This is a genomic window from Pseudaminobacter soli (ex Li et al. 2025) (assembly GCF_003012705.1).
GTDB classification, from domain to species: Bacteria; Pseudomonadota; Alphaproteobacteria; order Rhizobiales; family Rhizobiaceae; genus Pseudaminobacter; species Pseudaminobacter soli.
Window position 1 is genome coordinate 83,560 of the sequence record NZ_PXYL01000001.1, and the last position, 21,314, is coordinate 104,873.

Annotated in this window: 21 protein-coding genes; 15 read left to right on the forward strand and 6 right to left on the reverse strand. The window is 62.7% G+C overall.

Features of this window, described 5'->3' with window-relative positions:
* Positions 1 to 47: 47 nt before the first annotated feature.
* The 6 genes from C7I85_RS00340 (at position 48) to C7I85_RS00365 (ending at position 4,988) form a co-directional block, all read left to right on the forward strand.
* Positions 48 to 347, forward strand: a complete 300-nt coding sequence (locus C7I85_RS00340; protein WP_146148819.1) for a hypothetical protein — start codon at positions 48 to 50, stop codon at positions 345 to 347.
* Between the two features lie 224 nt (positions 348 to 571).
* A complete protein-coding gene (locus C7I85_RS00345; RefSeq protein ID WP_106721973.1) occupies positions 572 to 1,936 on the forward strand; it encodes an NAD(P)-dependent oxidoreductase in 1,365 nt (454 codons plus the stop codon).
* A 2-nt stretch (positions 1,937 to 1,938) separates the two neighbouring features.
* The gene (preA, locus tag C7I85_RS00350; protein ID WP_106721974.1) at positions 1,939 to 3,252 is read left to right on the forward strand and encodes an NAD-dependent dihydropyrimidine dehydrogenase subunit PreA; all 1,314 of its coding nucleotides are present in this window, start codon (positions 1,939 to 1,941) and stop codon (positions 3,250 to 3,252) included.
* 159 nt (positions 3,253 to 3,411) lie between these two features.
* Positions 3,412 to 3,927 (forward strand): RrF2 family transcriptional regulator, encoded by a 516-nt coding sequence (locus tag C7I85_RS00355; protein WP_106721975.1) that lies wholly within the window; start codon positions 3,412 to 3,414, stop codon positions 3,925 to 3,927.
* A gap of 14 nt (positions 3,928 to 3,941) precedes the next feature.
* Positions 3,942 to 4,400: a carboxymuconolactone decarboxylase family protein gene (locus C7I85_RS00360; protein WP_106721976.1), complete on the forward strand. Its 459-nt coding sequence runs from the start codon at positions 3,942 to 3,944 to the stop codon at positions 4,398 to 4,400.
* A gap of 165 nt (positions 4,401 to 4,565) precedes the next feature.
* Positions 4,566 to 4,988, forward strand: a complete 423-nt coding sequence (locus tag C7I85_RS00365; protein ID WP_181257039.1) for an AprI/Inh family metalloprotease inhibitor — start codon at positions 4,566 to 4,568, stop codon at positions 4,986 to 4,988.
* A gap of 34 nt (positions 4,989 to 5,022) precedes the next feature.
* Here the strand turns inward: C7I85_RS00365 and C7I85_RS00370 are convergent, their stop codons facing one another.
* A complete protein-coding gene (locus C7I85_RS00370; protein ID WP_106721978.1) occupies positions 5,023 to 5,331 on the reverse strand; it encodes an EthD family reductase in 309 nt (102 codons plus the stop codon).
* A gap of 135 nt (positions 5,332 to 5,466) precedes the next feature.
* Positions 5,467 to 6,108, reverse strand: a complete 642-nt coding sequence (locus C7I85_RS00375) for a TetR family transcriptional regulator C-terminal domain-containing protein (RefSeq protein ID WP_106721979.1) — start codon at positions 6,106 to 6,108, stop codon at positions 5,467 to 5,469.
* Positions 6,109 to 6,343: 235 nt separating this feature from the next.
* Here C7I85_RS00375 and C7I85_RS00380 point away from each other — a divergent pair, with 235 nt between their 5' ends.
* The 7 genes from C7I85_RS00380 (at position 6,344) to C7I85_RS00410 (ending at position 13,860) form a co-directional block, all read left to right on the forward strand.
* Complete coding sequence (locus C7I85_RS00380) at positions 6,344 to 7,672, forward strand: aspartate aminotransferase family protein (RefSeq protein ID WP_106721980.1); 1,329 nt, start codon at positions 6,344 to 6,346, stop codon at positions 7,670 to 7,672.
* 168 nt (positions 7,673 to 7,840) lie between these two features.
* Positions 7,841 to 9,091 (forward strand): Zn-dependent hydrolase, encoded by a 1,251-nt coding sequence (locus C7I85_RS00385; RefSeq protein ID WP_106721981.1) that lies wholly within the window; start codon positions 7,841 to 7,843, stop codon positions 9,089 to 9,091.
* Between the two features lie 367 nt (positions 9,092 to 9,458).
* On the forward strand, positions 9,459 to 10,253 hold the full coding sequence (locus tag C7I85_RS00390; RefSeq protein WP_106721982.1) for an ABC transporter ATP-binding protein: 795 nt from the start codon (positions 9,459 to 9,461) through the stop codon (positions 10,251 to 10,253).
* Between the two features lie 8 nt (positions 10,254 to 10,261).
* Positions 10,262 to 11,140: an ABC transporter permease gene (locus C7I85_RS00395; RefSeq protein ID WP_106721983.1), complete on the forward strand. Its 879-nt coding sequence runs from the start codon at positions 10,262 to 10,264 to the stop codon at positions 11,138 to 11,140.
* Positions 11,137 to 12,264: an ABC transporter permease gene (locus C7I85_RS00400; protein ID WP_106721984.1), complete on the forward strand. Its 1,128-nt coding sequence runs from the start codon at positions 11,137 to 11,139 to the stop codon at positions 12,262 to 12,264. The genes C7I85_RS00395 and C7I85_RS00400 overlap by 4 nt, the downstream gene beginning before the upstream one ends.
* A 22-nt stretch (positions 12,265 to 12,286) precedes the next feature.
* A complete protein-coding gene (locus tag C7I85_RS00405; RefSeq protein ID WP_106721985.1) occupies positions 12,287 to 13,258 on the forward strand; it encodes an ABC transporter substrate-binding protein in 972 nt (323 codons plus the stop codon).
* Between the two features lie 161 nt (positions 13,259 to 13,419).
* Positions 13,420 to 13,860, forward strand: coding sequence for a CHRD domain-containing protein (locus C7I85_RS00410; RefSeq protein ID WP_106721986.1), 441 nt, complete (start codon positions 13,420 to 13,422; stop codon positions 13,858 to 13,860).
* Between the two features lie 58 nt (positions 13,861 to 13,918).
* Here the strand turns inward: C7I85_RS00410 and C7I85_RS00415 are convergent, their stop codons facing one another.
* The 3 genes from C7I85_RS00415 to C7I85_RS00425 all read right to left on the reverse strand — a co-directional run bounded on the left by C7I85_RS00415 (position 13,919) and on the right by C7I85_RS00425 (position 17,771).
* The gene (locus C7I85_RS00415) at positions 13,919 to 15,568 is read right to left on the reverse strand and encodes a thiamine pyrophosphate-binding protein (RefSeq protein WP_106721987.1); all 1,650 of its coding nucleotides are present in this window, start codon (positions 15,566 to 15,568) and stop codon (positions 13,919 to 13,921) included.
* Positions 15,565 to 16,740, reverse strand: coding sequence for a CaiB/BaiF CoA transferase family protein (locus C7I85_RS00420; protein ID WP_106721988.1), 1,176 nt, complete (start codon positions 16,738 to 16,740; stop codon positions 15,565 to 15,567). The genes C7I85_RS00415 and C7I85_RS00420 overlap by 4 nt, the downstream gene beginning before the upstream one ends.
* Before the next feature lie 98 nt (positions 16,741 to 16,838).
* Positions 16,839 to 17,771 (reverse strand): alpha/beta fold hydrolase, encoded by a 933-nt coding sequence (locus C7I85_RS00425; RefSeq protein WP_106721989.1) that lies wholly within the window; start codon positions 17,769 to 17,771, stop codon positions 16,839 to 16,841.
* A 218-nt stretch (positions 17,772 to 17,989) separates the two neighbouring features.
* On the opposite strand from C7I85_RS00425, the gene C7I85_RS00430 reads away from it, so the two are divergent.
* Both C7I85_RS00430 and C7I85_RS00435 read left to right on the forward strand, forming a co-directional pair.
* Positions 17,990 to 18,916, forward strand: a complete 927-nt coding sequence (locus C7I85_RS00430; protein WP_106721990.1) for an ABC transporter ATP-binding protein — start codon at positions 17,990 to 17,992, stop codon at positions 18,914 to 18,916.
* Positions 18,913 to 19,674: an ABC transporter permease gene (locus C7I85_RS00435; protein WP_106721991.1), complete on the forward strand. Its 762-nt coding sequence runs from the start codon at positions 18,913 to 18,915 to the stop codon at positions 19,672 to 19,674. The genes C7I85_RS00430 and C7I85_RS00435 overlap by 4 nt, the downstream gene beginning before the upstream one ends.
* A 12-nt stretch (positions 19,675 to 19,686) precedes the next feature.
* Here the strand turns inward: C7I85_RS00435 and C7I85_RS00440 are convergent, their stop codons facing one another.
* Entirely contained in the window at positions 19,687 to 21,108 is a 1,422-nt protein-coding gene (locus C7I85_RS00440) for a DUF1254 domain-containing protein (protein ID WP_181257040.1), read from the reverse strand.
* Positions 21,109 to 21,314 lie beyond the last annotated feature (206 nt).

Below are 21,314 nucleotides of genomic sequence, written 5' to 3' on the forward strand. Positions count from 1 at the left end.
GTGGAGGGCCGTTGTGACGGCCCTTCAGGCAGTATCGGATGCCCAAAGTGTCTATTTCCCAGAATATCAAGAGCCTCATGCTTGCCGCCCTTGCGGTTCTGGCAATGTCAGGGGCTTCGCAGGCCGTCGAGCTGCGACAGCCGGTCAAGAACAACGGTTTTGGCGTCAATCAGCAGTTCCTGAACCAGCTCTATATCCAGCAGAACGAGCAGATGCGGCAGAACTATCAGCAGCAGCAGCAGTTCTATCGGGAACTTGATCGCCCGCGCGTTGCGCCGCGGCAGATGGAAATTCCCAGCATGCGGCCTGCTTGCGTGGTTTCAGGCTATCCGCCTGGTTGTCGCTGAGCCTGCCAGCTCATCCCCGTTTCTCTGGCGTCGGACTGTGCGACACTAAGCACTTTGTTGTGCGTCGTTTTGAGCGAATCTATAGGTCAGCTCCGTAGTAAAACATGATATTGTTTGTCATGTTTTTATTGTGTCAGTTCAATCGTTTAGTGAGAAAATTGACCAATTGATAAAAAAATAAACTGTGCTAGCCTTCCTCAAAACCACAATAATGGGGAACTGAAATGGCCGAAGGTCAGTTCAAGGAAGGCATAGCCGCCGGAAGGCTTGCCGCCGCACAGTATGCGGAGAATTTTTCCGACCTGCATCCGCCGCTGGATCATCACGAAGCCCTCGTTGAGGCGGATCGTTGCTACTTCTGCTACGACGCGCCCTGCATGCAGGCCTGCCCGACCTCCATCGACATTCCGATGTTCATCCGGCAGATCGCCACGGGCAATCCGCTCGGCTCGGCCAAGACCATCTTCGACCAGAATATCCTCGGCGGCATGTGCGCCCGCGTCTGCCCCACCGAGACGCTGTGCGAAGAGGTCTGTGTTCGCGAGACGGCCGAGGGCAAGCCAGTGCAGATCGGCCGCCTGCAGCGCTACGCCACCGACATCGCGATGGAGGAGGGCAAGCAGTTTTACACGCGTGCCGAGCCGACCGGTCGTAAGATCGCAGTAGTCGGCGCGGGCCCTGCCGGCCTAGCCGCCGCGCATCGCCTGGCACGCTATGGCCATGAGGTGACGGTTCTCGAGGCCAGGCCGAAGTCCGGCGGCCTCAACGAATACGGCATCGCCGCCTACAAGAGCACGGACGATTTTGCCCAGGCTGAGGCCGACTACGTCACGGCCATCGGCGGCATCACGATCGAGAACGGCAAGGCGATGGGCCGCGATTTCCATCTCGCCGACCTCACCGCGAAATATGACGCCGTGTTCCTCGGTCTCGGTCTAGGCGGCATCAATGCGCTGCGCGCCGAAGGCGAGGACGCAACTGGTGTCGAAAACGCCGTCGAATATATCGCGACGCTGCGCCAGGCCAGCGATCTGGGCGCGCTGCCGGTCGGCCGCCGCGTCGTCGTAATCGGCGGTGGCATGACGGCCGTCGATGTGGCCGTGCAGTCCAAGCTGCTCGGCGCCGAAGAAGTTACCATCTGCTACCGGCGCGGCCAGGAGCATATGAACGCCTCGGTGTTCGAACAGGATCTGGCGACCGCCAACGGCGTCGTCATCCGCCACTGGATGCAGCCCAAGCGGGTTGTCTCGGAAGGCGGCAAGGTGGTGGGCATCGAACTCGAATACACCGCGATGAAGGGCGACAAGCTCGCCGGCACCGGCGAGACCGTGCATCTGGCCGCCGATCAGGTGTTCAAGGCAATCGGCCAGGCCTTCGAGCCGGCGTCGGTGAACGGCTCCGGCGCGAGCCTTGCCATTGAAGGCGGGCGCATCGTCGTGGACGACCAGGGCCGCACCTCGCTGGCCAAGGTCTGGGCCGGCGGCGACTGCATCCTCGGCGGCGAGGATCTCACCGTTTCGGCCGTCGCGCAGGGTCGCGATGCCGCCGAAAGCATTCACAAGTCACTCACCGCGAACGGGAGGGCGTGAGCATGGCTGACATTCGCAACAACTTCATTGGCATCAAGTCGCCCAATCCGTTCTGGCTGGCTTCCGCGCCGCCCACCGACAAGGCCTACAATGTCGAGCGCGCCTTCAAGGCGGGCTGGGGCGGCGTGGTCTGGAAGACGCTGGGCGAGGAGGGCCCGCCGGTCGTCAACGTCAACGGCCCGCGCTACGGCGCGATCTGGGGCGCCGACCGCCGCTTGCTCGGCCTCAACAATATCGAGCTGATCACCGATCGCGACCTGCAGACCAACCTGCGCGAGATGAAGCAGGTGAAGATGAACTGGCCGGATCGGGCGCTGATCGCCTCGATCATGGTGCCCTGCGTGGAGGAGAGCTGGAAGGCGATCCTGCCGCTGGTGGAGGAAACTGGCGCTGACGGCATCGAGCTGAATTTCGGCTGCCCGCACGGCATGAGCGAGCGCGGCATGGGTTCGGCGGTCGGCCAGGTGCCGGAATATATCGAGATGGTGGTGCGCTGGTGCAAGCAGTACACGCGTATGCCCGTCATCACCAAGCTTACGCCCAACATCACCGACATCCGCAAGCCGGCCCGGGCGGCACATGCCGGCGGCACCGACGCGGTGTCGCTGATCAACACCATCAATTCGATCACAGCGGTCGATCTCGACAGCTTCTCGCCCGAGCCTTCCATCGACGGCAAGGGTAGCCATGGCGGCTATTGCGGCCCGGCGGTGAAGCCGATCGCGCTCAATATGGTGGCCGAGATCGCGCGTGATGCGGAAACCCGCGGCCTGCCCATCTCGGGCATCGGCGGCATCACCACCTGGCGCGATGCGGCCGAGTTCATGGCGCTCGGTGCCGGCAACGTGCAGGTCTGCACGGCGGCCATGACCTATGGCTTCAAGATCGTACAGGAGATGATCGCCGGCCTCGAGAACTGGATGGACGAGAAGGGCCACAAGACGCTCGACGACATCATCGGGCGAGCCACGCCCAACGTCACCGACTGGCAGTATCTCAACCTCAACTACATCGCCAAGGCGCATATCGACCAGGATGCCTGCATCAAGTGCGGCCGCTGCCACATCGCCTGCGAGGACACCTCGCATCAGGCAATCACCAGCATGGTCGACGGAGTGCGCCACTTCGAGGTGATCGAGGAAGAGTGCGTGGGCTGCAATCTGTGCGTCAATGTCTGCCCGGTCGAGGGCTGCATCACCATGGAGTCGCTGGCTGTGGGCGCGCTCGACAAGCGCACGGGCAAGACGGTTTCGCCCGACTACGCCAACTGGACCACGCACCCGAACAATCCGATGGCCCGGCAGGCCGCGGAATAAGGTTCCTCCCGACCAGGCGGGTCCCGAATAGGGGATGGGCTCCGCCTGGCCACAGATTTGCAGAACTGGCGGGCCTTTGGCCCGCCAGTTTTCTATTTGTATAATTGACGATAAAAATTATCCAGGATAAAAAATATCTATGAATAGGAGTTGCGAGTCATGAAGCTGAGTGAAGGCGTCGAGGCGGCAATCCATTGCGCGGCAGTTCTCGCTGGCACGGATGAGGGCGCAACCATGCCGGGTGCGGCGCTGGCCGAGCAGTTCGGCGTGTCGTCCAGCTATCTGCTGAAGCATCTCAACGCGCTGGTCGCGGCGCGCATTTTCGAGTCCGTGCCAGGCCCGGCCGGCGGCTACAGGCTGGCGCGGCCGGCCGAGGAGATTTCGCTGCTCGACATCGTGCTCGCTGTCGAAGGGCCCCAGCCGGCGTTTCGCTGCGCCGAAATCCGCCAGCGCAGCCCGGCCAAATTGCCGGCTTCGGTCTATGTAAAACCGTGCGGGATCAATGCCGCAATGCTGCGGGCGGAGAGGGCCTACCGGGCCGCGCTTGCGGCCGAGCGCCTGTCCGACATCGTGGCCGAATATCTGGCGGAAGCCGATCCGCGTTCCGTGACGGCCAATTGTGCATTCGTCGCGCGCCATCAGCGGCCGCAAAAATCATCTTCAACCAAGCGATAGAGAGAGGAATTGTCATGAAGCCGAGACTGAATTTCTACAGCGCCGCACCTGAGCTGTTCAAAGAGGTGCGGGCTCTCAACAAGGCCGTGGACGAATGCGGCCTGGAAATGAGCCTGCTGCATCTGATCAAGCTGCGCGCCTCGCAGATCAATGGCTGCTCATATTGCGTCGACATGCATAGCCGTGAGGCACGCCATGACGGCGAGACCGAGCAGCGGCTCTATCTCGTCGCGGCCTGGAAGGAGTCGCCGCTGTTTTCCGAGCGCGAGCGCGCTGCCTTCGCCTGGGTCGAGGCGGTGACGCTGATCTCCAAGGACGGCGTTTCCGATGAGCTTTACGCGAAGACGCTCAAGCACTTCTCAGAGCAGGAACTAGTCAAGCTTACGGTTGCGGTGGGCATGATCAACATCTGGAACCGGCTATGCGCGTCGTTCCATGCAATTCACCCGGTCGAGAACGCCGAGGCCGCATAGCTTTTCCACAAATCCTGGATCGAAACCCACGCCTGCCGGCGAAAACCGCGTCGGCAGGCGCTTTTATGCAGCTTCACCGGCTTCATCGGCTGCTCATTCATCTTTCGTGCGTCTTGTCCGCTTTGCCGCGCAATGCTTTGCTGTGCGGAAATGGAGGGGGAGAAAATGCGCTTTGTCGTACTTGGCCTTGCTGCCGGCGCCTGCCTGCAATTCGGACAAGCTTTCGCGGGGGACGCGGTCTTCGACAATTTGAAGCCGATAGACGTCGAGGCTGCCGACCCGGAATTCGTCGCCGATATGTTTGGCCCATGGGCGATCAGCGACTCGAGTGGCGGCAAGCACTGCAACGTCGTGTTGAAGCGCGACCAGACCATCGGCGGCATGGAGATCGAGCTTGCGCCCGCCTGTGCCGCGACATTCCCGGTCTTAGGTGACATCACCGCATGGCGGCTGCTGGAGGGCTGGGCCATCGATCTGGTCGATGCCGAGCGCAAGACGCGCATCCGCTTCGACACGCCGGACGACATTTATGTCGCCTATCCCGAAACGGACGGCATCTTCACGATCCAGCCGATTCCGCGCGATTGAGGGGACGGGACGCGACCGGCATCGGCCGGAGACGTCAGACCTCCTTGCTGTCGAAGAAGAACAGGTCGGCGCCGCCGTCGGCGAAGTTCGGGATATCGCCCGCTGCCGCCTGGCCTTCGGGCGAAGCAAGGGCCGCTTCGAGCGCGGTAATGGAGGAGAAGTGAAGCACCGCGACCAGATAATAAGGTGCTGGGCCCGCCGAGCTGGCCACGGCACCTTCGCTTATCTCGTACTTCTCAAGGCCGGGAATCTTCCTGGCTAGCGGTACATGCGTGGAAAAATAGTAGCGGTCGAAGGCCGCCGGATCCTTCGGCGTCCCGTACATCACGATCAGCTTTGCCATGGACGTCTCCTCCGTCGCTCGACCCGCACGGAAGCCGGGGCCCAGCCGGCTGCAGCTGCGGGGAGGTTCAGTCAGGATGGCCGAAGTGCGGGTTCGTGGATAGCCGGACGAAAGTCGCGCGCCGGGGCTGCTGGTTCAGTCCTTATGCGGTGCCAGCCCGTGGATGAAAAGGTTTTCGAGAAAGCGCGCGGCATCCTCGAAACGGCCTTCGGCGCCACGGTCGGGGCCGAGGACTGCGCGCACCTGCACGTCGAAATCGGCATAGTGCTGGGTCGTCGCCCAGATGGAGAAGATCAGATGCCAGGGGTCGGTCTTGACGATCTTGCCGGCGCGCATCCAGCCCTTGATGATCTCGGCCTTCTCGTCGACCAGCTCCTTCAGCTCGCCTTCCAGCAGCGGCATGATGCGCGGCGCACCCTGCAGGATCTCATTGGCAAACAGCCGACTCTCGCGCGGAAAATCGCGGGCCATTTCCAGCTTTCGGCGGATGTAGCCGCGAATCTCGGCGATCGGGTCGCCGCTGTCGTCCAGCTCGCGCAACGGCGCCAACCAGGTCTTCAGCAGGCGCTCCATCAGCGTCTCGTAAATGTCTTCCTTGCGCCGGAAATAATAGAGCAGGTTGGGCTTGGACATGCCCGCCGCGTCGGCGATCTGGTCGATGGTCGAGCCGCGAAAGCCGTGGGTCGAAAACACCTCAAGCGCCGCCTCGAGAATCAGCTCCCGCTTCTCCTGCTGGATGCGGGTTCGGCGCGGAGGGACGGTGCTTTGGCTGCTCATGCCAGCCTCCTCGGGCCAAAAAATAAAATCAGGTTGTGGACCAATCCGCTGGACCAGTTTCTCTTGGCCGGTGGAACGCGATTTCGCGCGTGCATATGGGCTAGTATTCCCTTGACCGCCCGTCTGGCGGTGCTAACGTTTGTCCAATCGGTCAAAAATTGCGTAACACAGAAGTACCGCAAAGACCAAGCGTTGGCCGCAATGAAACAGGGGACCCCAAAAGGAAAGCTTGGTTATGTCCAATAGAAAGAACGTCGCGCCGAACGACCTCAGCGCATTCTGGATGCCCTTTACGTCGAACCGCCAATTCAAGCAGGCGCCGCGTATGCTCGTCAGTGCGAAGGACATGCACTATACGGCAAGCGACGGTCGCAAGATTCTAGACGGCACCGCTGGCCTCTGGTGCGTTAACGCCGGCCACTGCCGTCCCAAGATCACCGAGGCGATCCAGAGCCAGGCCGCCGAGCTCGACTACGCGCCGGCCTTCCAGATGGGCCACCCGATCGTGTTCGAACTGGCGAACCGCCTGGTCGATATCGCGCCCGTGGGCATGGACCACGTGTTCTTCACCAATTCCGGTTCGGAATCGGTCGAAACCGCGCTTAAGATGGCGCTCGCCTATCAGCGCGTGAAGGGTGAGGGCACGCGCACCCGCTTGATCGGCCGCGAGCGCGGCTATCACGGCGTCAATTTCGGCGGCATTTCGGTCGGCGGCATCGTCACCAACCGCAAGATGTTCGGCACGCTTCTGGGCGGCGTCGACCACCTGCCGCACACCCATCTGCCGGCCAAGAACGCCTTCACCAAGGGCGAGCCGGAGTATGGCGCGGAGCTCGCCGACGAGCTGGAGCGCATCGTCGCGCTGCATGACGCCTCGACGATCGCGGCCGTCATCGTCGAGCCGGTGGCTGGTTCGACCGGCGTTCTCATTCCGCCGAAGGGCTATCTGCAGCGCCTGCGCCAGATCTGCGATAAGCACGGCATCCTGCTGATTTTCGACGAAGTCATCACCGGTTTCGGCCGTCTCGGCACGCCGTTTGCGTCCGACTATTTCGGTGTCATCCCCGACATCATGACCACTGCCAAGGGCGTCTCCAACGGCGTCGTCCCGATGGGCGCGGTGTTCGTGAAGAAGGAAATCCATGACGCCTTCATGAACGGCCCCGAGCACCTCATCGAGTTCTTCCACGGCTACACCTATTCGGGCAACCCGATTGCGTCGGCCGCGGCCCTCGGCACGCTCGACACCTACAAGGAAGAAGGCCTGCTGACGCGCGGCGCCGAACTCGCTCCCTATTTCGAAGAGGCGCTGCACTCGCTCAAGGGCGAGCCACATGTCATCGACATCCGCAATATCGGCCTCGTCGGCGCGATCGAGCTGGAATCGATCCCCGGCAGCCCGAGCAAGCGCGCTTTCTCGGCCTTCGTGAAGGCCTTCGAGCGCGGCGCGCTCATCCGCACCACCGGCGACATCATCGCGCTGTCGCCGCCGCTGATCATCACCAAGGGGCAGATCGATGAACTGATCGATCATGTCCGCGAAGTGCTGAACATGATCGACTAAGACCAAACATGCCGGGAGGCCGAAAGGCCTTCCGGCTTTTTCAAGCATGATCCCAAACCGAAGGTCCGCGCAGCGAAAAGTTGCAGACTTTTTGGATGAGATCTTGCTCAAAGAACAAAAGCCTGGAGCATCGTCTTGCTCCAAAGCGCAGACCGAGGGAAAGATAAGATGGCGGCGCCGGGAGAGAATCTGCGAATCAATTCAGACCGTTTGTGGGATTCGCTGATGGAAATGGCGAAGATCGGACCGGGCGTTGCGGGCGGCAACAACCGCCAGACCCTGACCGACGCCGACGGCGAAGGCCGGCACCTCTTCAAGAAGTGGTGCGAGGACGCGGGCCTCGAAATGGGCGTTGACGAGATGGGCACCATGTTCGCCCGCCGCGAGGGCACCGACCCCGACGCCTTGCCGGTCTATGTCGGCAGCCATCTCGACACGCAGCCGACCGGCGGAAAGTTCGACGGCGTGCTCGGCGTTCTGGGCGGCCTCGAAGTCATCCGCACGCTGAACGATCTCGGCATCAAGACCAAACATCCCATCGTCGTCACCAACTGGACGAATGAAGAAGGCACGCGCTTTGCCCCTGCCATGCTGGCTTCGGGTGTGTTCGCCGGCGTGCTTGACCAGAACTGGGCCTATGACCGCAAGGACGCCGAAGGCAAGCGCTTCGGCGACGAGCTCGCCCGCATCGGCTGGAAGGGCGACGAGAAGGTCGGCGTGCGCAAGATGCGCGCCTTTTTCGAACTGCACATCGAGCAAGGACCGATCCTCGAGGACGAAGAAATCGAGATTGGCGTTGTCACCCACGGACAAGGGTTGAAGTGGCTGCAGGTGACGCTGACCGGCGTGGAAGCGCATACCGGCTCCACGCCTATGCCCAAGCGCCGCAATGCGGGCCTCGGCATGGCGCGGGTGACCGAGCTGGTGCACGAAGTGGCGATGGACTACCAGCCGGACGCCGTCGGTGCGATTGGGCACATGGAGGTATATCCGAACTCGCGCAACATCATTGCCGGCCGCACCGTATTCACCATCGACATCCGCTCGCCCGACAAGGAAGTGCTGGACGAGATGGATGCGCGCATCCGCGACGGCATCGCCACCATCTGCGAGGCGCTCGATATTTCCTTCGAGATCGAGCAGGTCGGCCATTTCGACCCGGTGACGTTCGACGAGGGCTGCGTGAAGGCGATCCGCGACGCGGCCAACCGGTTGGGCTACACGCACCGCAACATCGTCTCGGGCGCGGGCCACGACGCCTGCTGGATCAACCGCGTCGCACCCACGGCCATGGTCATGTGCCCGTGCGTGGATGGGCTCAGCCACAACGAGGCCGAGGAAATCTATCCGGAATGGGCAGCCGCCGGCTGCGACGTGCTTTTCCACGCAGTGGTGGAGACCGCGGAGATCGTGGAGTAGCATAGCCGCGAACAAGAATGGGCCGACGCGCCAAAAGAAGCGCGCGGCCCGCCAAGGGGAACATGGGAGAATGAGGAAGATTTTCACATACGGCACATAGCGACCGGTCGCCTTAGGACGGCCGCGAGGCCGCGCGCCTAACGATCCGGCAGCTCAGCAGGCATCGGAAAGTTCCGAAAACCGCATTCCACTTTTCGGTCCGATGCCTCAGCGGGGCGGGAAACGCGCTTCTGCGACCAAATTGCGGAATCGAGTCAGGAGACGGCCTCAGCCCGTTGTTTTTCGGGCTCATTTCGCGCTTGCGCCCGTGTGTCGACCCCCGAAATACGCTTTGATCGATTAACGGAAATTGGAAAGAGCCAGCAGCTTGCAGCCAGCACACAGCAATACCGTCATCGAAGCCAGTAAGCTCGGGCTTACCTTCCAGACCAGCGACGGGCCCGTCAGGGCGCTTTCGGATGTCGACCTTTCGATCGGCAAGGGGGAGTTCGTCTCCTTCATCGGTCCGTCAGGATGCGGCAAGACCACCTTCCTGCGCGTGATCGCCGACCTCGAACGGCCGACTTCGGGCTCGATTTCCATCAACGGCATGTCGCCCCAGCAGGCGCGCGAGGCTCGCGCCTATGGTTATGTCTTCCAGGCGGCGGCGCTGTTTCCATGGCGCACCATCGAGAACAATGTGGCGCTGCCGCTGGAGATCATGGGAATCTCGCGCGACGAGCGGAAGGCGCGCATCAAGCGCACGCTCGACCTCGTCAATCTCTCCGGCTTCGAGAAGAAATATCCCTGGCAGCTCTCGGGCGGTATGCAGCAGCGCGCCTCGATCGCGCGCGCGCTCGCCTTCGATGCCGACCTGCTCTTGATGGACGAACCTTTCGGCGCGCTCGACGAGATCGTACGCGACCATCTCAACGAGCAGCTTCTAAAACTCTGGGGCCAGACCAACAAGACGATCTGCTTCGTCACCCACTCCATCCCGGAGGCGGTCTATCTGTCGACCCGCATCGTGGTGATGTCGCCGCGCCCTGGCCGCGTGACCGATGTAATCGAGTCGACCCTGCCGCGGGAGCGGCCGCTCGACATCCGCGAGAGTCCCGAGTTCCTGGCAATCGCCGCGCGGGTGCGCGACGGCCTGCGGGCCGGCCATTCCTACGACGATTGAGGCCGGACATGGATCGCTTTCGCGACAAGATCATTCCGGTGACCACGCTCCTCGCGGGGCTGGTCGTGCTCTGGTACGTCTTCGCCGTCATCATGAACGCCCCGGTTCAGCGCGACATGGATCGCCGCGCCGGCGAGGATCCGAGATTCTCCGAATTCATCGGCAAGACGCTTGCGCAGGCCAAGCCCACGCTGCCCGCGCCGCATCAGGTGGCTACGAACTTCTTCGAAAACACTTTTACGCGGAAGATCACCAGCAACCGCAGCCTCGTCTATCATGCCTGGGTGACGCTTTCGTCCACGCTGCTCGGATTTGCCTTCGGCACGGTTCTGGGCATCCTGATCGCGGTCGGCATCGTGCATTTCATCGCGCTCGACCGCAGCCTGATGCCCTGGATCATCGCCTCGCAGACCATCCCCATTCTCGCCATCGCGCCGATGGTGGTGGTGGTGTTTGCCGCCATCGGCGTCACCGGCCTTTTGCCCAAGGCGCTGATCTCGACCTATCTGTCGTTCTTCCCGGTCGCCGTCGGCATGGTGAAGGGCCTGCGCTCGCCCGAAATTCTTTATCTCGACCTCATGCACACCTATAACGCCAGCGCCTCGCAGACCTTCTGGAAGCTGCGGGTACCGGCCTCGGTGCCGTATCTCTTCGCCTCGATGAAGGTGGCGGTGGCGGCAAGCCTAGTCGGCGCCATCGTGGCCGAACTGCCCACCGGCGCGGTGGCCGGCATTGGCGCCAAGCTGTTGGCCGGCGCCTACTATAGCCAGACCATCGACATCTGGTCGGCGCTGGTAGCCGGCTCGGTGGTGGCGGTGCTGCTGGTGACGCTGGTGGGGGTCGCAGGGCGCATCGTCGAACGTTCGATGGGCGGGAGGCCGGCATGAGCGCTTTGAAGATCTCATGGCAGGCGGCTCTGGCGCTCGTCTTTTGCGTCATCGCGGCATTCACGCTGCCGCTTGCCGGCGCCGAGGGGAGCAATCCGTTCAGCTTGGGCACGACGTTTACGATATTCGCGCTCGTCGGCCTCGCCGCGCTGATTTCCGCGATGCGGGTCACCGATGCCCTTGCCGCGGTGATCCTGTTTGTCGGGGCCCATGGCGCAGCCTGGCTGCTCCTTGCCGGCATCGCCGGGAACGAGGGCGCGGCGCGGGCGCCGTTCTTTCTGCTGATCGCCGCCGCCTGGCTTCTGGCGTGGCGCTGCGTGACCGTGCTTTCGGCATTGCGGCCGAAGGACCGCGCCGTGAGCACATTCCTGCGGTTGCTGATCCCCACAGTGTTCGGCGCCTGGATCCTGATCCTCTGGGAGGCGATCACGCGCGGGGCAGGCATTCCCTTCGTACTCTTGCCTCCACCAAGCTCCATCGGCGTCAGGCTGGTCAACTCGGTTCCGGTGCTGTGGGCTGACGTGAACCAGACGATCTTCCATTCGGTGATAGTGGGCTACATCATCGGCTGCGGCGCGGGCTTTGCGACCGCCATCCTGGCCGACCGGGTACCCTTCCTCCGGCGCGGGCTTCTGCCCATCGGCAACATGGTGTCGGCGCTGCCGATCATCGGTGTGGCGCCCATCCTGGTCATGTGGTTCGGCTTCGACTGGCATTCCAAGGCTGCCGTGGTCGTCATCATGACTTTCTTCCCGATGCTGGTGAACACGGTGGCGGGTCTTGCCGCCTCAGGCCACATGGAGCGCGACCTTATGCGCACCTATGCCTCGGGCTACTGGACGACGCTGCTCAAGCTCAGGCTGCCGGCAGCGGCGCCCTTCATCTTCAACGCGCTTAAGATCAATTCGACGCTGGCGCTGATCGGTGCCATCGTGGCCGAGTTCTTCGGCACCCCGGTCGTGGGCATGGGCTTCCGCATCTCAACCGAGGTCGGCCGCATGAACATCGACATGGTGTGGGCCGAGATCGCGGTTGCGGCGCTTGCGGGTTCGGTCTTCTATGGCGCGATCGCCCTTGTCGAAAGGGCCGTTACATTTTGGCATCCGTCTGTCCGTGGTGGGTAGGCGCACTTCAGAGGGTGATAAAATGAAAAAACTGATTGTTTCCATGCTTGCCGGCACGATGTCGCTGGCCGCGGCCCATGCCTGGGCCGCAGACAAGGTGACGCTGCAGCTCAAATGGGTGACGCAGTCGCAGTTCGCCGGTTACTACGTCGCCAAGGAGAAGGGCTTCTATGAAGCCGAAGGCCTTGACGTCGACATCAAGCCGGGTGGCCCGGATATCGCTCCCGAGCAGGTGATTGCCGGTGGCGGCGCCGACGTGATCGTCGACTGGATGGGCGGTGCGCTGGCCGCGCGCGACAAGGGCGTGATGCTGGTCAACATCGCCCAGCCCTACAAGAAGGCCGGCATGGAGCTGGTCTGCCCGAAGGACGGCCCGATCAAGACCGAGGCCGATTTCAAGGGCCACACGCTCGGCGTCTGGTTCTTCGGCAACGAGTATCCGTTCTATGCCTGGATGAACAAGCTCGGCTATTCGACCGAAGGCGGCAAGGACGGCGTGACCGTGCTGAAGCAGAGCTTCGACGTGCAGCCGCTGATCCAGAAGCAGGCCGACTGCATTTCGGTCATGACCTATAACGAGTACTGGCAGCTCATCGACGCCGGCTACAAGCCGGAAGACCTCATCGTCTTCAACTACAGCGCCATGGGTAACGACCTGCTCGAAGACGGCCTCTACGCGCTGGAAGACAAGCTGAAGGACCCGACCTTCCAGGACAAGATGGTCCGCTTCGTCCGCGCTTCGATGAAGGGCTGGAAGTATGCCGTGGACAACAATGACGAAGCGGCAGGAATCGTCATGGACAATGGCGGCCAGGACGACAATCACCAGAAGCGCATGATGAGCGAAGTTGCCAAGCTCATCGACAACGCCGACGGCAAGCTGATCCCGGCGGCTTACGAGCGCACTGCCAAGGCGCTGCTCGACCAGAAGATCATCTCCAAGGAGCCGCATGGCGCCTACACCACCGAGATCACCGACAAGGCGATCAAGTAAGCGCCTCGGTTCGGGAGGACGAGACTGCGAGGGGCGGGAAACCGCCCCTTTTTCGTTGCCACAAGGGCAACCTCGGAAGGTTCTATCCGTTTTCGGTCTTTCCGCCGGAAGCGCAAGCTCGTCTTCCGGGCGACGCTTCCATGCCAACCGGAGGCAGTGACATGAAACCTTTCAGACTTTCCGTGCTGATTGCCGGTCTCGCCATCCCCGCCGTGCTCATGATCTCGCCCGGCTTGGCGGAGCCGATGAAGTTCACCGCCAAGATGGACGGCGCCCATGAAGTCCCGCCCACCAAAAGCAAGGGAACGGGCCTCGTGACCGTCACCTATGATCCCGACACGAAGACGATGGAATGGACGCTGAAATATTCCGGCCTGACGGGCGAACCCATGGCCGCGCATTTCCACGGTCCAGCGGAGCCGGGCAAGAATGCGGATATTGCAGTGCCAATTCCTGACACGAAGAGCGGAAGCAAGGGATCGGCGACATTGACCGACGAACAGGCCAACGACCTGGCGAGTGGCAAGTACTACGTCAATGTCCACACCGAGAAGAATCCCGACGGCGAGATCCGCGGCCAGGTGCAGAAAACGAGCAAGTGATTTTCCGCAGGGCATCAAAGCAGAGAGGGCGCCGTGGGCGCCCTCCTTGGTAGACGCATCAGCGCTTTTCGCGGATGTCGGTCAGCGTGCGGGCCGGCGTGATCGCTTCGGGATCGAGCTTGATCTCGATGATCGCCGGCTTGCCGCTCGCCTTGGCGCGCTCGAAGGCGGGCGCGAAAGCGTCGGTGGTTTCCACCGTCTCGCCATGGCCGCCATAGGCGCGGGCAAGGGCCGCAAAATCCGGATTGCGCAGATCGGTCGCCTCGACGCGGCCCGGATATTCCCGCTCCTGGTGCATGCGGATCGTGCCGTAGATGCCGTTGTTCACAACCACCACAATGATCGGCAGGTTGTACTGCACGGCGGTGGCGAATTCCTGGCCGTTCATCATGAAGCAGCCGTCACCTGCAAAGGCGACCACAGTGCGCTCAGGGAAGGTGGCTTTTGCCGCGACCGCCGCCGGCGTGCCATAGCCCATCGAGCCCGAGGTCGGCGCGCCCTGCGTGGCATAGCGGCGGAAGCGGTGGAAGCGATGCACCCAGGTGGCGTAGTTGCCCGCGCCATTGGTGAGGATGGCGTCCTCGGGCAGCACGCTCTCCAGATAGTCCATGATCGGGCCCATCTGCACCGCGCCCGGGCCGGTTTTCGGCGGCGTCGACCAGGCGAGGTAGTCCGCATGCGCCTCAGCCGCCGCATCGGCCCATGCCGGCTTGCCGGCGGGCTTGCGAGCCGCGAAGGCTGCGGCGAAGGCGGCCGGCGAGGCGTTGATGGCGACGGTCGGACGATAGACGCGGCCGAGCTCGCTCGAGTCCGGATGGACATGCACCAGCTTCTGGTCCGGATAGGGGCTCTTCATCAGCGTGTAGTCGGACGAGGGCATTTCGCCAAAACGTCCGCCGACGAGCAGGATGAGGTCCGCGTCCTTGATGCGCGCGGCGAGCTTCGGGTTGATGCCGATGCCCACATCGCCCGCGTAGTTCGGGTGCAGGTGGTCGAACAGCATCTGGCGGCGGAAGGACACGCCGACCGGCAGCGACCAGGCCTCCGCCACCGCGCGGAAATCTGCCACTGCCTTCTCGTTCCAGCGCGAGCCGCCGAGAATGACGAAGGGGCGCTTGGCGCCGGCCAGCAGCTTTTCCAGTTCGGCAAGCTCGGCCTCGCCGGGCTGCGTCTCGACCGGCGTGAAGGGCAGGGCGACGGGCGCTTCCACTTCGCTGGTCAGCATGTCTTCCGGCAGCGAGATCACCACCGGGCCGGGGCGGCCGGAAGTGGCGACCGAGAAGGCGCGCGTGACGATTTCGGGAATGCGCGCGGCGTCGTCGATTTCGGTCGCCCATTTGGCGATGGGGCCGAAGAAGGCGCGGTAGTCGACCTCCTGGAACGCTTCGCGCTCCCGGGCATGGCTGGCCACCTGGCCGATGAACATGATGAGCGGGATGGAATCCTGCCGGGCGATGTGGATGCCGGCCGAGGCATTGGTCGCGCCGGGGCCGCGGGTGACGAAGCAGATGCCGGGCTTGCCGGTGAGCCGGCCGGCGCAGTCGGCCATCATTGCCGCGCCGCCTTCCTGGCGGCAGACGATGCTTTGGATGGGCGAGTCATGAAGCGCATCCAGCACAGCGAGGTAGGACTCGCCCGGCACGCAGTACATGCGCTCGACGCCATTGGCTTCGAGTGCTTCGACGATCAGTTGGCCGCCGGTTTTCATGATCCCATTTTCTCCAGTTCCGCGAGTATTTCTTCTGTGTGCTCGCCAAGGCGCGGCGAGGGGCGTTCGTAAGTCAGCGGCGTTTCCGAAAGCAGCATCGGCGCGCGCACCGAAGGCAGGTTGTTGCCGTGGCCGTCGTCGAGGTCGAGGCGCATGCCGCGCGCAATGACGTGCGGGTCGGCGAATGACTGGCCGATATTGTTGATCGGGCTTGCCGGCACATGGGCCGCCTCCAGCGCATCCAGAAGCGGCGTGCGTTCGAAGGCGGCAAGTGCGGCCACGATCTTCTCGCGCAGTGTGACGCGGTTGGCCACGCGCGCGGCGTTCGTGGCGTAAAGCGGGTCATCGGCCAGCTCTTCGAGCCCGATCACGGCGCAGAACTTTCTGAACTGCCCGTCATTGCCGACCGCCAGGATAAAATGCCCATCCTTCACCGGCAGCACCTCGTAGGGCGCGATGTTGGGGTGGGCATTGCCCATCTGCACCGGAGGCACGCCGGAGACCAGATAGTTCAGGTTCTGGTTGGCAAGGACGGAAACCTGCGCGTCGAACAGCGCCATGTCGATATGCTGGCCCTGGCCGGTGCTTTCCGCATGACGAAGTGCGGCCTGGATGGCGATGACCGAATAGAGGCCGGTGAAGATGTCGGTGACGGCCACGCCCACCTTCTGCGGCTCACCGCCGGCCGGGCCGGTGATGGACATCAGGCCCGACATGCCTTGGACGATGAAGTCGTAGCCCGCGCGCGGCGCATAGGGGCCGGATTGGCCGAAGCCGGTGATCGAGCAATAGACGAGCTTCGGGTTGATCTTGCGCAGGCTCTCATAGTCGAGGCCGTATTTCTTCAGGCCGCCGAGCTTGAAATTCTCGATCAGCACATCGGCAGTGGCAACGAGTTTGCGAATCGTCTCGGCGCCCTCGGGCGTCGAGAAGTCGACGGCGATGGAGCGCTTGCCGCGATTGCAGGAATGGTAATAGGCAGCCGACAGGTTCTCGCCGTCATGGCCTTCCACGAAGGGCGGGCCCCACTTGCGTGTGTCGTCGCCGCCGTTCGGGCTCTCGACCTTGATGACGTCGGCGCCGAGATCGGCCAGCAATTGCCCGGCCCAGGGGCCGGCGAGGATACGGGCGAGCTCGATGACGCGGATGCCGTGAAGCGGGGGAGTAGCCATGAAACGTCCTGAGATGAACTGACAGAGGGACGTGAACGCTCTAGCAACAATGTGGCGGTCGTGTCACGACGGATACGCTGTGCCAGGGGTTGGTCAGGTCACTTTGTCACCACCGATTTGGCCCAGTCGGCAAATTGCGCCGCGATGATGTGACGGTTCAGCTCGTTCAGGCTTTCGTGGCGGGTCTCGGCGTAAACCTTTGCAAACAGATTCGAAAAGCCCATTCGCCCGAGCCGTCCGGCAAGATCGTTGACAGCTTTGCCGCCATTGGTCGCCGGGTCCTTCTCGCCGCCCACCAGGTGCAATGGAAGCTCGCGGGAAAGCCCCGAGAAATTGCGGTCGTCAGCGGCAAAGAAGATCATCTCAAAGACGTCCTGCCACATCGATACCGTCGCATCCCAGCCGCAGAGCGGATCGGCGACGTATTTGGCGACCTCCGCCTCGTCGCGCGACAGCCAGTCGAAATCGGTACGGCGGTCGGGCACCTTCTTGGCCCAGTCCTGGAATGTCAGCTTCGGCAGGATGCGCGAGGGCACGTCGGAACCCATCCGGAAGCGCTCATAGGCCAGCAGCGCCTGCGCCAGTCGGCCGAGCATGCCGGCGGAGAAATTGGCGTTCCAGACCGCGGCGGCGCCAACGCCTTGGGGATGACGCAGCACGTAATTCAGCGCGACAATGCCGCCCATAGAATGGCCGAAGACGATGACCGGCAGGTTGGGATGCTCCGCGCCGATGAGCGTGTGGACCGCGCCGACATCTGCCATGACGCTTTCGACGCCGGCCTCGGTGGCGAACATGCCGCGCACCGTATGGGGGGCGGAGGTATCGCCATGGCCGCGATGGTCATGGACATAGACGTGAAAGCCGTCGGCCGCCATGGTGTCGGCAAAGCGCGCATAGCGGGCGGCGTGTTCCGCAAGGCCGTGATTGACCTGGATCACGCCCAGCGGCTGGCCCTCGGCGCGCCGCGTATAGAGATTGATCCTGGCGCCGCTCGGCGACTGAAGATGCATCTGCCTGTCGAACGGCATCATTTCACCCCTTACCCTGGCGGCAGTGTTGCGGTGGCGAGTTTCGGCGTCAAGGGCAGGGGCCGAGTTGTCCCGATGTCAGGAGCGGTCAGGACCGCCCTTGTGTGAGCCGCGGCAGCCCATATATTGCGTTCACTTCGCAATCGGGTCTGCCTTCTGCCGCTCTTTCATGGTCAGCTGTGAAAGCGCTCCCCCCAACCTATCTTGCTCACGTTGTCATGAAGCCGGTCATTTCCGTTTCGAATCTTTCCAAGACCTATGCGTCCGGTTTCACGGCGCTGAAGAACATCAATCTCGAAATCCGCCGCGGCGAGATTTTTGCGCTGCTTGGCCCCAACGGGGCGGGCAAGACGACGCTGATCAGCATCATCTGCGGCATCGTCAATCCGTCCCAAGGCACGGTGCTGGCCGACGGCTACGACATCATCAGCGACTATCGCGCAGCGCGTACGCGCATCGGCCTTGTGCCGCAGGAACTGGCGACGGACGCCTTCGAGACGGTGTGGGCGACAGTCAGCTTCAGCCGCGGCCTGTTCGGCAAGCCGGCCAACCCGGCCTATGTCGAGAAGGTGCTGAAGGACCTCTCGCTCTGGGACAAGAAGGACAACAAGATCATCACGCTTTCGGGCGGCATGAAGCGCCGCGTGATGATCGCCAAGGCGCTGGCGCATGAGCCGCAGATCCTCTTCCTTGACGAGCCCACCGCGGGCGTCGACGTCGAGTTGCGCCGCGACATGTGGGAGCTGGTGCGCTCACTCAGGCAAACCGGCGTCACCATCATCCTCACCACCCACTATATCGAGGAGGCCGAGCAGATGGCCGACCGCGTGGGGGTGATCAACCAGGGTGAGATCATCTTGGTCGAGGACAAGGCAGAACTCATGCGCAAGCTCGGCCGCAAGCAGCTGACGCTGCAGCTGCAGAACCGGCTCGACCAGGTGCCCGCCGTGCTCGCGGACCACGGGCTGGAACTGATCGAGGACGGGCATGAACTCGTCTACACCTATGACGCGCAGGGCGAGCGTACCGGCATCACCTCGCTGCTCAAGGACCTCAACGAGGCTGGCATCCGGTTCAAGGACCTGCAGACCAAGCAGAGTTCGCTGGAAGACATCTTCGTCAATCTGGTGAGGGAACGGCGATGAATTTTTACGCGATCCGCGCGATCTATCTGTTCGAAATGGCGCGTACCTGGCGCACGCTGCTGCAGAGCATCGTCTCACCGGTCATCTCCACCTCGCTCTATTTCGTGGTCTTCGGCGCAGCCATCGGTTCGCGCATCAGCGAGATCAACGGGGTCAGCTACGGCGCTTTCATCGTGCCGGGGCTGATCATGCTCTCGCTGCTCACGCAGAGCATTTCCAATGCCTCCTTCGGCATCTATTTCCCGAAATTCGTCGGCACCATCTACGAGCTGCTATCGGCGCCGGTGTCCTATCTGGAGATCGTCATAGCCTATGTCGGTGCTGCGGCGTCCAAGTCCATTATCCTCGGCCTGATCATCCTCGCCACGGCCTCGCTGTTCGTGCCGCTGCACATTGAGCATCCGTTCTTGATGGTTCTGTTCCTGGTGCTGACGGCGGTGACGTTCAGCCTGTTCGGCTTCATCATCGGCATCTGGGCCGGCAATTTCGAGCAGTTGCAGCTGGTGCCGCTGCTGATCGTGACCCCGCTGACCTTCTTGGGCGGCAGCTTCTATTCCATCGACATGCTGCCGCCGTTCTGGCACTCGGTGTCGCTGCTCAATCCGGTGGTCTATCTGGTCAGCGGCTTCCGCTGGAGCTTCTTCGGCATATCGGACGTCAATGTCGGCATCAGCCTTGGCATGACGCTGGTGTTCCTCACCGTCTGCCTTGCCACGATCTGGTGGATCTTCAGGACCGGCTGGCGGATCAAGGCATAGCAGGTCTGGCCGCTAGTTGTATTCGACCCTCTGGATCGCCGGCGGCTTCCATGTGCCGTCGATCGCCTCCTGGCGCGGCTCGTAGAGGCGCAGCATCAGCATCATCCCGCCTCCGTCCGGTGTCGGCAGCCAGTTGGCTTCCTTGTCCGAGCCGGGAGAATCGCGCTGGATGAAGATCGTCAGCGAACCGTCCTTGCCGTAGATCATCTGGCTGCGGCCGCCGAGGGCATAGCGGTTGATCGGGTTCCGCGAGAGGAAGCCGCTGCTGTCGTACATGGTAAGTGACCAGAACGCCTTGACCGGCGGTATCTCGTCTTGCCTGAAATGCAGGACATAGCGGTATTCGGCGTCGAGAGGCAGGTTGTTGGAATCGACGGCCGTGGTCGGATAGATCGCATCTTCGGCCAGGTTGGCGCCGACATCGAAGAACGTCGAGTTTGCGCGATAGGCGTAGTTCTTGCCGAAGCGTCCCATATCGAGGGCGAACCGCCACGTATTTACCGCCTTGCCCCGGTCCACCGATTGCATGTCCCGTTGTCCGTCGCGCACGCCGTCATAGACGTCCTGCTGCAGGCTCTGATCGAAGGATGCGAAGTCGAAGTTCCTCCCAGGGACGATGCCCAGCCGCGTGAGGCGGTCCATGGTGGCCGGATCCGACGGTTCAGGCGGATTGTAGACCAGCAACCGATTGAGGTTGTTGAAGAACGTGTCCGGCGACATGCGCAGCGTCTGCTCTTGAACGGTCTTCTTCGTGTCGAGGGCCTTGTCTATCGGCACGTCGGTGGGCGGCGTATAGGGCTTTCCCCAGGAAGACAGGGGCACCAGCTGGTACTTGTCCTGCAGGGCATGAACCGCGGGCAGATCGGCCTCATTGGCGACGTAGGTGCGCCCTTTCAGCAGCAGCATGGTCGTCGGCAGGTGCAGGTGGGTAAGCCCCCCGGGGATCGACCCGTGCCATCGCGGGCCGACAAGGACGAAATCGCCGCCCTTGCCGCCGACGGTGCGCGATCCCGGCGCGGCGGGAACGTTGTTCCATGCGTCCACCAGCTGCATGATCCAGTAACGATCGCCCATTTCGGGCACCGACAGCACGATCGGCTCGGCCTTGAGATCGAGGCAGGCGAGGGAATAGAGCGTATCGACATTCATGGTGGCGGCGATCTGGGTGTCGACGTCCGGGAAGTCGCGGAAATGTGCGAACTGGTTCATCGGCGCCTGCCGGTCATTGGGCCGGGAGACATTGCTGGAGAGAAGCCACTGCCGTTCTATGTAGACCGGCGGCATTCCCAGAACCCAGGCTTCCCGCGCCAGCTGGCGCGCCTGCCTGCGCGAAAATCGCTGGATTAGTCTTTCGCTTTTGGCGCGGTGCATCAGGCCGGATGCAACAACCACTCCCGCGAGGCCCGCGATGGTCTGTCTCCGGGTCAGCGCCATGGATTGTCTCCCATGCCGATGCGGGAGCTGCAATTTGGCAGCCTCGCAACAAGATAGCGCGGCAGAGGCGAAAAGGTTGCCTTTTCGGGCACAGGCTGGAGGTAACGAGAGGGGGAGGCTGGGCCCCGGGACCGAAAGCATTTGCCGTTTCGGGCTGTATCGCCTACATAGCGCGCAACTTCCGAAACAGATTCATGGGATAAGCG